Origin of the sequence: Sedimentitalea sp. (genome assembly GCF_039973035.1) — a bacterium.
Taxonomy (GTDB): domain Bacteria; phylum Pseudomonadota; class Alphaproteobacteria; order Rhodobacterales; family Rhodobacteraceae; genus Sedimentitalea.
Genome location: NZ_JBDWLR010000085.1, coordinates 56,955 through 69,928 on the forward strand (window position 1 = coordinate 56,955; position 12,974 = coordinate 69,928).

Here is a 12,974-nt window from a genome sequence, read left to right on the forward strand (position 1 = left end):
CCGTTGCACGTGTTGATCCAGCTTGAGTGATCCGGCATGTCAATTGTCCTTTCTAAGAGAGCACCCTGTCGATGACGGATCCAATCGTAGTGAACTTCACACCATCGTCCCACGCAGCGGACATGCATGCGGCTACAAAAAGAGGATGCTTCTTTGTGCTACCGAGGTTCCCCACGGCATCCCGTCCCGCCCGATAGTATTTTTCCGTTTCCGGTCCAAACTCTTCTTCGAGCACCTTCTCGATGTCGAAGTGCCATGCCGTCAGATTGTCCTTCAAGATATGGGACGCCGGGAAACCTCCCATCTTTGCATGACCTGTGAGTGCTAAAATGGCATCGTTATCTCGAATGTGCTCATCGTGCGCGCGTTGATATTTAGGAGCATCCTTCTCAATGAGTGACTTGTAACCGGAATCACAATCGAAAATCACATGATGATGTATTCCAAAACTCTTTGCTACAAGGAGCATTAGCGCTAACGAGCTCTTACCCTCACAAACGACGATAAATGATCCGGACTTCTGGAAATCCTTCTTCCTATCGGACAGTCGAAGGTAGGCCTCAATGCAGGCGAGATCTGAAATACCCTCTACCAAAACAACTCGTTCGGCGAAAAAAAGCTCGTTGAATTTCGGCTGTGTTTGAATGGCGAGCTTCGTACGTGCCTGGTCTTCATTCTGAAGTTTCTTTTTGAATGCCTTATTATATTCCTCGAGGACGCATTCAAAACTGGACTTTGAGATCTCCACCGACCCTGAGTTATTTCGGAACATTTTTATGCCGTCGAAATAGTCGACATCGATGAAATATGGGCTGTGCGTGGTAACGAAGACTTGGGCATCAGCTTTCGAGAGCTCCATCAAAATCTCGGCAAGATGCCGGGCTTGAGGGGGATGTTGATAAAGTTCGGGTTCTTCGCACCCCAAGATCAGCGTTGGGCTAACTGTACTATCGACAGCCATCAGTTCCTGCAAAATTACAAGGAGAAAAGACCTTTGGAGACCGTGTCCGAACTTCTCCACTCGGTCACTGTACCCACGCTCAGAGAGCATGACCTGGGCAGTCGGAGCGTCAACTGACACGGATTTCTCATCTTGCTTCCAAGCAAGCTCAAGACCAGCATCGGTCATGACCGCAGACTGAAGTCTCTCAGCGAGGCGAGACTCAAGTCCTTCTAGGTGCTTTCGCTGACTATTCAACAGGCCCGAATATGCCTCGAAAGCCTCTTTTCTGATCCGCTCGAGCTCAGCTTCATAGTCCATTTGTGAGCGGATCGTGTGTTGGATCAGCTTGCCGAGATGCGAAGATTTGCCCTCTTCGGATTCTGTGGCGGCCTCCTTCACGGCTGGGATATAGACCCAACTGACATGGCGCTGGAACTTGTGCGCCCCTTTACTCACACCAAAAAACTCGGCGCCACTTGGCGTGAGCTCTTTCTCCTCGTCAGGCAAGGCTTCCTCGTAAGCGAGAAGAGCGGCCTCGCGCGCTCCGTCATTGGTGGCGCTCTCAATTCCAGGGTGGTCTTCGCGCAGCTTGTCGAAGACCTGCTTCCGTGGGTTGGCTCCACTCGTCTCAAAAAAGCTCTTGAATGGAGGGAATACTAGACGCTCACCGCGTACCGTCTTCTTGAATGTCCCATCCGGATCTTTGGCGACTTCCGCTTGGACCACGAGCAGGCCTGATCTGACGTAGTGACTGAACTCCTCGATCGCCTCATCGCTGAGTTCATGGAATGTAACCTTCACCACAATAGGATGACTGTCATCGCGTTGATGGAAGTCCTCTTCAGAAAAGTTACTGATTTCGCCGAAGAAGAGATTAAGCGCATTCAAGACCGTGGATTTCCCAGCGCCGTTTGGGCCAACAAATGAGTTAAATCTCTCACAGTCGATCGTTGCCTCTTTGATCGATCGGAAGTTTTCAATATGAATCTGCTTAATTCTCATACAATCGCCATCTATTTTAGTCTTCTGCTGGTGAGCCTGACTTGCTTGGCAGCCCTAGGGTGAAGTGAACTCGTGGACCGTTAGTCCATCTCCGCAGACCTTTTGCGCCAGTTCCACCACTGGACCTGTCGCGCTTCTGTGCCGCTCCAAGTGCTCGTTTAAGCCACTTTCCGTTCGAAGGCGACGGGGCTTTTCCAGCCCAATGCTGAGTGCCGTCGACGCGGATTGTAGAAGCCGTTGATGTATTCAAAGATCGCTATCTCAGCCTGCCGCCTGGTTGCCCATGACCTCCGCCAGATCAGCTCTGCCTTGATGGTTTTGAAGAACGTCTCGACGGCTGCATTGTCATAACAATTACCTTTGCCGCTCATCGAGACCCGGAAGCCGTGCTGGCGCAGGATCTTCTGATAGTCATGCGAACAGTATTGGCTGCCGCGATCGCTGTGGAAGATGCAGCCCTTGGGTGGCGCTCGGAAGGCGATGGCCATTTTTAAGGCCCGGATCGCCAGATCGCGCTTCATGCGGTTGCTGATGGCCCAGCCGATCACGCGGCGGGAATGCAGATCCAAGATGACTGCCAGATACAACCAACCCTCACGGGTCCAGATATAACTGATGTCGCCAGCCCATTTCTGGTTCGGCTGATCTGCTTTGAAGTCGCGATCCAGCAGGTTCGGGGCGATGTTGAACGTATGATCGCTGTCTGTGGTCGCCTTGAACTTGCGCGTTCTTTCAACAGTAATCCCGTTTTCGCGCATCAGGCGACCGACGCGTCGATGCCCGACATCGACACCGACCTCCTTCAGTTCCTCGGTCATTCGCGGCCTGCCGTAGCTGCCCAGGCTCAGACGCGACTGTTCCTTGATGTGCGCCAGAACAACCATATCCGTGCGCTGCCTGAGGCTGGCAGGCCGGCTACGGAAAGCCCGCAACCCGCGGGGGCTGACGTTCACGACCTGACACAGCCGGCCGATCGGGAAGGCACCGCGCTGTTCTTCGACGAACCTGAACCTCATGGCCTTTGGCTCGCGAAGAACTGGGTGGCTTTTTTTAAGATGTCCCTCTCCTCCTTGAGGATGCGGTTCTCGCGCCGAAGCCGTTCGTTCTCCCGTGCAAGCTCGCGATCCTCGGGCGACACCACATCCGTGTCGCGGTGCGCTGCCACCCACTTGTTCAGCGTCGAAAGACCAACGCCCAAATCATCCGCAACTTGCCGCCGTGTCAGCCCGCTGGTCAGTGCAATTCGCACTGCATCCTTCCGGAATTCATCCGTTCTTCCCGTGCCCATAGTTCGTCTCCTTTGTTGCAGTAAATGCTATCAAAGGAGCGGCATCAAACCGCGACAGGTCCACAGGTGTCGTGACCTGCCGCTCCGGCGAGGCTCGTGTGCAAAAGCCCGATATTGAACAAGCCAGGGACAGGGGCCCTGTATCTCGGGAGCAGGCTCTCTGGTGCCTGCGGCTTGGCAAAGCTGACGCCATGAATGGCGACGCCATATTCGGGGAGTTCCACTGTACCACCATGACCGCTGAACACTTCGACATTGGGTGGGAGCTCGAGTTCACGGGTCAAGACGCTCTCCGCGTCGTGGTTGCCGCGGATCACATAGACGCTGATCCCCGCCTCATTTAACCTTTCCATTTGGCTCACAAGGAAGGCGGCTGTCTTCATGCTCCGCATATCGCCGTCGTAGAGGTCGCCAGAAATCAGGAGCGTATCGACCCTTTCCTCCAGGCAAAGCTCGACGATGCGCTCGAGCGCCCGACGTGTAGCATTGCCCACAAGCTCCGAGAGTTCCTCATCCTTTAGCGCCAAGCTCTTGAGAGGGGCATCGAGATGGAGATCAGCCGTATGAATCAACCGAAACATAATCCATTAACCCTAAGAATTTCTTATAATATATTTTCATTATGCGAGCGAAATCGGCTTTCACACAAGTCTTGAATTGAGACAAAGGAGAGGCAATTCAAATGGCCGACGAGGCCGGATGCGCTCAGGACGACCTGATCGACATGCTTTTTCATGACTGCACCTCCCAAAGGCGTTCTGAGAAGCGGTTCAGCGCCGTGACTTTGTGCGTCGGCACATTGGTGTCCCGGCCGTAGATCTCGGCTCGGAGCCAGTCGATCTCCGCCTTGGGATCCGACTTGATCGTCCACCAGACCTTGCCAAGTGAAAGTTCTGCCGGTCGCCAGCGATAGCCGCGTTCCTTCAGTCTCAGGCGTTCATCGTAGGGGGCATCGACCGCCCTTATGAGGTATTCGTCCTGCAGAGCCGCATCCCGAACGGCGGACATGATCCGCTGGCCCGACTGAGGCAACTCCTGTGAAAGCAGCGCAAGGCAAGCCTCGCAATCCGCAAGCGCCCGGTGACAGTCGTAGAACCAACCGAACTGCATGCCGAGGTAATCCAGTTTGCCGGCAGAGAAGCCTTCGCGCAGCCAGTCAACGCTCGTTAGCGTGCAGCCCCAGGGTTTCTCGGCAAAGCAGGGCCAGTGCTTCTCAACCATCACCCGATCGAAGCTGGCGTTGTGCGCAATGATCAGATCGGCATGGGCAACAAGTGTCTCCACAGCTGACGTATCGATCGTCCGCCCCGCGACCGATTCAGCGGTCAGACCGGTGACCAGACTGGCTTCCTCCGAGATCGGAACACTAGGCTCACGCAGTCCATCGAAGGCCCGGCCGTGGGCAATTTCAAGGACACGACCAGTGTCGAGCTCGTAGGTGAACGGAAGCATGGCGAGCTGGATGACCTCGTCGCCCTCGAGCGAAAGGCCGGTGGTCTCGACATCCAGAACGAAGGCATGTTTCACAGCACCCCCGTGAGGATTGTTCAGGCGGTGTGGCAGAGCCAGCCGGCGAAGGAGGCGCCAGTCGTCCACGTGGGTGTGCGCTGCGGTCTGAATGACCTGGTCAGCGCGGATCGCAAAGAGACTGTGATCGTTCATCGCGCCACCTCTTTAAGCATTTTCAACAAGGATTGATCAGCTGCTCGCCATCTCACAATCGACGTTTTCCCTTTCAATTCGCCAGCAAAGGCTTCTCTCAAACGCCTTCCAACACATCCGAACAAATTGCGTCCCACCCACAAAGTGCCAAGATGGATTTGGCGCGCGAGATCCCGACATACAGCGTGCCACGGCGTTCATTTCTTGGTAGTTCGTCCAACCCCCACAAAACAAGGACCTCGCCTTCCAAACCCTTGAACCTGGCGACCGTTTCTACGGTAACACCTGGTTTGCTTGTATTTTCGATACCCATCCAGCAGAGGCCTGATGGCAGGGACAAGCGATGTAAGGCGCTCTCGTAGTCTTTACGCTTCATCCTGTCCGCAATCAAAACGACGATTGACGAACTTGGGATCTTTTCGACGGTCAAAAGCTTCGAGACAAATTCTTGGATCTTCTTCGCCTGTTTAGGCAAATCGGGTGCCGCCAAGATCTCGATATTGTCGCCATCCAAATCCGGCGGGTCGATCAATGGACCTTTGTAATACTGGTAAGCCGTTTCGTGAATTTTTTTTGTATTCCGGCAATTGAAGGACAGCGTGATGGGCGAGGCGTCGGCGGGAAAGGTGCTCGCTCTCGTGTAAACGTCTTGGTTCTCATCGTGAAAAACATAGAGTGGTGAGGTATTGCCGTCCCGCAGCAGCATTTCGATTGGAAGCCAATACTCTTCTCCAAAATCTTGGCCTTCATCGACGACGATGGCGTCGTAGCGAACATCGACGATATCGAGCGCATACGCTAGTGCGATCGGAAAATAGTGATCCCAAAGTTCCAATCCAGGGAAGGACGCCTTGGCCTCGGCGATCAGATCTCGACCACTCTCACGACACGCTTCATCCACGATACGCTTGCAGAGCTTGTGAAAACCTAAGACATTAAGGTTTTCTTGGCCGCTACAGACGTCCTCCAAATGGCTTGCCAATGGGACGTTGTAGCAGGTCAGTAATGTTTTGAAGCCCTCGTCTGCAAGCCGCTTCGCTTTCTCTACTGCAAGAACCGTCTTCCCAGTTCCTGCGCCGCCGCTGATCGCGACCCGCCTTTGCCGGGAGAGCAGATCCAGTGTTTGAATCTGCCTATTGGTCAGGCGCAGTCGCTGGCTTTCTTCCAGCTCGATTTGAGCAGACAAGAGCGGCCGAGTTTGTACGACGCGAGCAAATATCCGCTGCATCAACTGAATACCACCAGCACCCAAAGGGTTGGTCCAGGAGTTGGCGTTGTCGCTGGACCAATAACTAAAAGCCTGCTCCAACCAGGCACCGAGATTGGCAAGATCTGACCGGTCTCCAATGATCTCCGTTGGGGCATTGGGGCCCTTCAAAGCCCGTCCATCATCCACGTCTGGAAAGAAGGCTGCGTGCCCCGTCGAAACTTTCTTGAGCCCTAAGCGCGCCCAGTCCCGATGTTCTCTGAGCTTGGACAAGACATTGAATTTTCCCGTCATGGATTGGCGAAATGGATCCTTGATCTTGTGCTCTCGACCATTTCGATCGATTGATGACCATTCGCCTGTTGTGTAGTCCGCTCGTATGCGTCCCCCCTTGACTTCCACGACCAAGAACCCGCGATCGGGGTGACAAACTAGAAAATCTGCTTCACCATCTCGAGCACCACCCTCCGATCTCGAAATCCACCCCACCGAGTGAAACACATGATACTCGCCCTCGAGGGAGGTGCAGGCTTCGTAGAACTTGATTTCGGCGGAGGGGATGTCTTCCCCGTAGTTACCTCGATAGTCTGGATAAAGTCTCACCACGGCATCAATCCTCCAGCAATTCCATAGTGGTCGCATTGAAGGTTATTGATTTCGTCCCCCAATCTTTGAATTCGATCTTGAGCTGGGTCATGACGCCGATTTTCTTGATTTCGAGGATTGTTCCAACACCAAAGCCTTCTACTTGGATACGGCGGCCAGCTACGAATTGTGCTTTGTAGTCCCCTCCCTTTTCTTCCGCGACCTCTCGCCAAACCCGATCAAACCAAAATTCATCTGCTTTGAAAAATGGATTTTTGATCGCATTGATCTTTCTCTTCTTTGGCTCCAAAGCGTGTTCGACGACGTAGAGCCAAGCTTCATCTGGATGATCCTGGGCGAATGAAATCTGCGTTCTTGAGAGCTTCACCCCTCTGTCAGTCCATTCACCGTCCAAACCTTTCACCTCGATGAGGCGCTTCTCGTCAGCTTTTTTGGATCGGGACATCACATCGTAGCCTGGATTGAAATGCGGCTGACGTTCTGGTAGGAAATCCCGGTTCAGCTCGTAATCCATCACTGCTTTCATGGCCGCCTCGTCGATTGCCGAAATCCGCTCACGACTAGGCCCAGATCCTTTCCCGGCTTCTCCTGGCTCGTCTTTCTCGGGTTTGACGTAAGACCTCATCCATTCGGTTCTTGCCTTCCTAGTCGTTTTTGCGGGGTCCTTGTCTGTGGATGACGATCCAGAGCTTGAGCCTGGAGTTTCGCTCGTTGCAGTTCCAGACGACCCTTCACTTCGCTTGCGTCCGGGCTCTTGGGTTCCTGAAGATTCAACACCAGTTGCCTTCTTCTTGGCTTCCGCAGCGATATGCGCGTCGGATGCGGCTTTCTCTGCACCTATGTCTGGATCGTCGATCACCTCGTCGTCTTCAACATCCCAATCGGCTGGATCTTGCTCAGATCCCGTTCCAAAACCCAGCTCCCCGACTTCGTCTTCAGGCAGCACTTCGGTTGGAAATTCTTCTGTCTCTGGCGTGTCGTAGCCGGCTTGCCTGAGTTCGTACGCCGCATCTTCGCGAGAATTTGCACTCAGAACCAACTTGGCAATCAGAGCAAGCTGGCCGATTGACGCTTTGTTTTCCCCTGCCAGTAGCGTCGAGAATATCGCTCGAAAGGCCGGAATCCAGTAGTTGCCGGGCAAGTCTAGAAGCACATACACTCTCGCCTCGTCGGAATCGAAGACCACTTCGTCATTTCGTGGCGGCGACGCGAACGGAACATCATCCAACTCGAAGATAGAACGAGCGGTCAGAGCATCCGTCCGAACCAGGTCGATGTTTCGAAGAGTCTTTTCGAGATGGATTCGTGTTTCCCTGCGCAGATCGACACATAGCCATCCAAGGAGATCACTTCGTTCTCGCACCAACTGCGTCGCATCTTCGTCGTCGATCACGTCTCCCAAATCAACGATTTCCAGCCGTGTCACCATAGATAGCGGCCGTATCTTGAACCAATCGATGAGCTCTACCGTTTCAGCAGACGAACGCACCAAACGTGCGTCCAGATCTCCTCCGAACGGCTCTGCTAGCCAATCACTATCCTGTATGGCGACTTCGTCGACGAAAGCGAGTGTTCCTGCGAGGGTGAATAGAAACGGATGTTCCCGAAGTCGTTCCAGGTGCAGAGATGTGCCCGCAGGATCGTCGCGTAGCTTTTCCGAAAGGGTTCTGGTGCAAACATCATGAACCAGCGAGATCTCGCCGGGCAAAAGCGATGCGTCGCCACCAAACTCTTCGGCGATGTCGATCAGTACGTCCACGTATGTTTCGGTGGAGGGCTCTTCAGTTACACCAAGAAAGTCGAATAGATCCTTGTATTCATGCATCCACTCTGGTGCCTTGAAACAGTACCGCGCAAGATGCGGTTTGCTCCAAAAGAAACGATCAGTTCCGATGAACTCCTTCCTCTTGGGGGCGTAGATGCATCTCTCGTTCTTCAATCGCTCGATGAAGAACTGGTCGTCTTCCTTCTTCAGACGCTCACTCAAGATCTGATAAATGTGCTTGCTCGGCTCCAGCCCACGTTCGATACAGTCTTCGAGATGGTCGACGATGATCGACGTGTCCGGTTCTGCCGGCATTTCGAGAAATTCCAGGAATTCCCTATTCAGCCGACCCCCCAAACCGGTCACACCCAGCACTGCCACCTGTGACGAAAACCCTCCCGCCCGGAATGGCTGATGCAGTTCATGTGGGGCATACCAATACTCGGTATCCAGCTTGCCTTCTTTCTCGGCGGGAAGCCAATCCGTATGCCGCATTCTTGATATTTCGTCCTCGAACTGCTCTTCGTTCTTAGCCAAACTCTCGTTTTGATAGACTTCGAGTATGAAACCAAAGATTTTGGAAATGACGCCTCGTGTTTTGTCTGAGGGCGGATCCTCCAAGACCGCATCGATCCGATCCAGGGCATGCGTCAGCGAAGGCCTGGATCGCATGCCAAGAGACCGAAAGAAGCCCAGATAGAGCTCCTTCCTCGACTCGCCGAAGATGCTTTCGTCGACCCATAGTGCATCATCGTCGCCTAGGATTTCAGCGAGTTCATCCGTCTTCACGTAGCACTCACAGGAAGGTCGCAGGAGGCCATCCTTGGACCTAACCAGAGGCATAGCCGCTAGCGTTTCTTTCGTGCCTTCTTTATCGAGCAAGTCCTTCTTAGATACGAACACTTCCAGCAACGCGACGTAATGCTCATTCGAGAGGTCTTCGTCCAGAATGTCTGCCAAATGCTCTTCGATGTAAGCCTGAAGCGTCAACGTCTCGACCTTCAGGACCTCTCTGACGAACCTTCGCGCTCTTTCCCCAAAGAATTCGAGAGCTAGCGTATCGAAGCGCCCGATCGGATCGTCGAACCCGCCGGGCAAGACGGCGAGTCGTGGTGTCAGAAAACGTCCATGACCCGCCAGAAATGGTGTCGAGGCCACTATTGACGAGTAATCCCCCTCCTCATCGCGGGGATATTCGACAAGAAAATCGTAGAACGCACGCACCCGTTTTTTGTCGTGAGACAAAAATGAAACTGCCGTATCTTCATTTTGCACTCGCTCCGCCAACTCGCCTAAAACGTCTTCGAAGATGAATTCAGGTATGAGCGAGAAAAGCTCCGGGAATTGTACAAAATCTTCCGAAGCCATCGGCAACTCAGGAAAAAAATTGCGGACATCTTCTACTTTTGCCTGGGCAGGCAGCCTTTTCAATTCGGACAGCTTGGCCAATCGACCATCGAAACTTGGGGCAATCCGCAATTTACACAAGTCTTCTTTTTGCCGTCGCAGTTCACTCTCTGGCCCGCTAATCACCCGTAAGTTTTGCCTCGGTTTTTCCGACTGTGTATTTTCCAAGAAATCTTCCAAGATACGCCAAATGGGAGAGACGGCATAATGCAGACTAAGCCAATCCGGTTCGGTACCGTGGTCAAATTCGGCCTGATCCCAGGACTTCAGAGCGCCTAGGAGTCTCTTGAAAGTCAAATCAGACACACCCACCGCTCGAATGACCGACTTGAATGCCTGCAAAGACGAGTTGACTGTCGGTATTCCTATTTTTCCCAATGACCTTTCTTGATCAGCCCCAAATTGCGCTGGCAAAAGCCTGCAATCCGAACGGCCAACCCATTCGTCGGCACTCGTCAAATAAATACTGGCGTCTACCGCTGCTTCAGAAATCTCCGCCCAGAACACCCCGAAGTGGTCATCGTTTCGATTTTGGTACGCCTCGTCTATCAGCTTCCAAAGCCCCTTGGGACCGAGAACATCCTTCAAGCTTTCCAAACGCCCAGCAACCTCCTGGGCGGCATACCCCAAAAGCATCTCGTTCCAATGTCGTTCGTGCTGCTCACCGGTGAGAACGAGAGCTTTTCGTGTCTGCTCCGGAAAAAAGTCCGCGTTGATGTGGCAGGGTACTGGTGAATCCTGTTCGGTGGGAAGGTACGCAAAAAGTCGTCCCGTGCGTCCCTCGTGTTCGTCGAGCCGAAAGGCGATTTGAGCCGTTGTCTGTCGGTCTAGCCTCTCGATTGCCACGAATCTTTCTTTCAGCGGGCGCGCTGCCTCTTCGGCATCCAGATGAATGACGTACCACTTTTCACGTCTGTTCTTTCTTTCGAAAAAAAGTTCTAGGTGGTTTTCATCTGTGACGATCTTCTGAACGAAACTCACTCTTTTTCCGTTCCGAAGGATCTCTATCGAGCCTAGGTTTTTCAAGAATAGAAGGCAGTCCTCGGCGGTGGTCACCAGATCGTCTTGAAGTGGCTTTAAGCTCTCCAACGAAAAGGCCGAAGCGCTGAGAGCCTCCCGGATTGGGCTTCGGTCATCCAGCGTCCACGTTATTTGAATCTCCGATCCGTCGACCGGATCAATCGTTCGGATCTGGTTCTTTTCAGTCAGAGGGTCGAGCGTTAGCTCGATGTCCCCAGAACGAATGATGGGTTGATCCGTCAATTGGTAGACCGAGACGAAACCGATACCGAACCTACCGATCAATCCGGGCTGATTGTATTTGTTTCCGCTTCCTACCTTGCTGATCGCGTGGAAGTCACAAGCCTTTCGCCTCCCGAGCTGCGGACTTCCATCCGTTGTCCAAGGGCACTCATCCGAGTTAAGTCCACAACTGAGGAACTCTGCGTCGTTCCACACGACCAACGCGTCGTCAGTGATGTCGAAACGAATGTTCTTTGCACCTGCATCATCGGCGTTCTGAATGATTTCGCGCGCCATGGAATCGAAGCCTTGGAGGCCCGTCAGGATCTGCCGAATGTTGCTAATAAGTGGTGCAGAGTAAGACAGCTCTCTGATGCGTACGGCTTCGTTCGGCATTTAGGGTCTCTCGATTCAAAGTGAAACGACTGGTGCGTTCTAATCCAATCTACAGTAATCTGAGGGGGCCTGATGTCATTTATGTGGCTAATGTTTCTCCAAAAATAAAAAATAACAATGATTTGCATCAAGAAACGAGGATCTTCCCATGTGGCACCAATTGTTGAGAATTCTCGAACTCCAACCGTCGTACTCCTCTGAGAATACTCCAGCCATGCAGGAGCGTGGAGAAATCCTTCGGCACGAAATCAAGGCCTCCCTCGAAGATCGGTCCGAAACGCTCTCTAGGATCCTCGGTCGCTTCGGGGGAGATTTTCACGTGGATGCATCGGATGGGATAGGTCGTAAGACCGAGCTTCCGTGGGTGCGCTTCTGTTCGTCTTCCATGTCCCCGCGACCGACGGAGGGCTTTTATTTCGTGATGCATTTCTCGACGGATGGCTCCGCTGTGCACTTCACGGTCGGTTGTGGCTCCTCGCGTTTCGTCAACGGCGAATTCGCGGTGCTTCCCGATGAAGAGATCGACGCTCAAACCCAATGGGCTCAATCCGTGGTGATTGAGGAATTTGGGTCTTTGAGACCATTCGACGATCCTGCCGATTTCGGAGCGAGACGGCCACTTCCCAAATCTTTCGAACGAGCAACGGCATTTTCTAAACGCATCCCGAGGGACGAACTGGAAACGACCGATCTGGACGAACTCCTGAAATTGGCAGCAATGCGGCTAAGGGTCATCTATGAGGCACAGTCGATCGGAAGAGACGTGACCCCAGCAGAGCTCGAGGAAGCCGAAATCGAAGCGCTCATGAATCCGCAGAGAACCTCGGGTCGAAGACAGGGATACGGTCTTTCGGCACCGGCACGACGTGCCGTAGAATTCAGAGCGATGGAGCTGGCCCGGCAATGGTTGCTAGATCAAGGATATCGAGTCGAAGATCGATCGGCGACCAAGCCTTATGACTTGGAGGCCATGAAAGGCGACGAGAAGACGAAAGTAGAGGTCAAAGGGACGACAAGCGATCGTGCAGACACCATCCTGATGAAAAGAAACGAAGTTGATCTCCATAGGCGAGAAAAGGGCCAAACCTGCCTTATCATCGTCTCGCGCATTGAACTCACCGAGCAAGATGGAAAGTTCGCGACTGGTGGGGGCCATATCGAGGTGTCGATGGGGTGGGACATTGACGAATGGTCACTCGAGCCAACCGCCTTCCGCGTGGCACGCAATGGCCGTTAACTTCGCCCGGAACAGAAAGCACCAAACATCATGTTCTGGGTAAAACCAATGGTCAATTGCGCTTCCTGACGTGTGTCGGCGTGATTGAAAGAATTGCGAAATTTCACAACAGGTTGCGGGTTGTCGTGCTCCATGTCACAAAATAGAGTGTGGGCTACAGGCGTCTCATATCCAAATCGATTCTCGGTGTTTGGCGACGCCGAAACGATTCTACCGCGT

General features: G+C 53.2%; 7 protein-coding genes. 1 reads left to right on the forward strand and 6 read right to left on the reverse strand.

What is annotated here, in order from left to right:
* Nucleotides 1–52 precede the first annotated feature (52 nt).
* The 6 genes from ABJO75_RS20855 to ABJO75_RS20880 form a co-directional block, all read right to left on the reverse strand.
* Nucleotides 53–1,945 carry an ATP-dependent endonuclease gene (locus ABJO75_RS20855; RefSeq protein WP_348133729.1) on the reverse strand — a complete coding sequence of 631 codons (1,893 nt, stop codon included), beginning with the start codon at nt 1,943–1,945 and terminating at the stop codon, nt 53–55.
* Nucleotides 1,946–2,103: 158 nt separating this feature from the next.
* Nucleotides 2,104–3,233, reverse strand: a protein-coding gene (locus ABJO75_RS20860; RefSeq protein ID WP_348133732.1) for an IS3 family transposase whose coding sequence is annotated in 2 segments (ribosomal slippage) — nt 2,104–3,002 and nt 3,002–3,233 — 1,131 coding nt in all. Because the reading frame shifts where the segments join, the coding sequence is not laid out codon by codon here.
* 44 nt (nt 3,234–3,277) lie between these two features.
* On the reverse strand, nt 3,278–3,814 hold the full coding sequence (locus ABJO75_RS20865; protein ID WP_348133735.1) for a DNA repair exonuclease: 537 nt from the start codon (nt 3,812–3,814) through the stop codon (nt 3,278–3,280).
* A gap of 151 nt (nt 3,815–3,965) precedes the next feature.
* Nucleotides 3,966–4,895 (reverse strand): 3'-5' exonuclease, encoded by a 930-nt coding sequence (locus tag ABJO75_RS20870; protein ID WP_348133738.1) that lies wholly within the window; start codon nt 4,893–4,895, stop codon nt 3,966–3,968.
* Nucleotides 4,896–4,992: 97 nt separating this feature from the next.
* Entirely contained in the window at nt 4,993–6,708 is a 1,716-nt protein-coding gene (locus tag ABJO75_RS20875) for an AAA family ATPase (protein WP_348133741.1), read from the reverse strand.
* Nucleotides 6,709–6,712: 4 nt separating this feature from the next.
* On the reverse strand, nt 6,713–11,518 hold the full coding sequence (locus ABJO75_RS20880; protein ID WP_348133743.1) for a DUF3883 domain-containing protein: 4,806 nt from the start codon (nt 11,516–11,518) through the stop codon (nt 6,713–6,715).
* A gap of 148 nt (nt 11,519–11,666) precedes the next feature.
* Between ABJO75_RS20880 and ABJO75_RS20885 the strand changes: the two genes are divergently transcribed.
* Entirely contained in the window at nt 11,667–12,755 is a 1,089-nt protein-coding gene (locus ABJO75_RS20885) for a DUF3578 domain-containing protein (RefSeq protein WP_348133746.1), read from the forward strand.
* Nucleotides 12,756–12,974 lie beyond the last annotated feature (219 nt).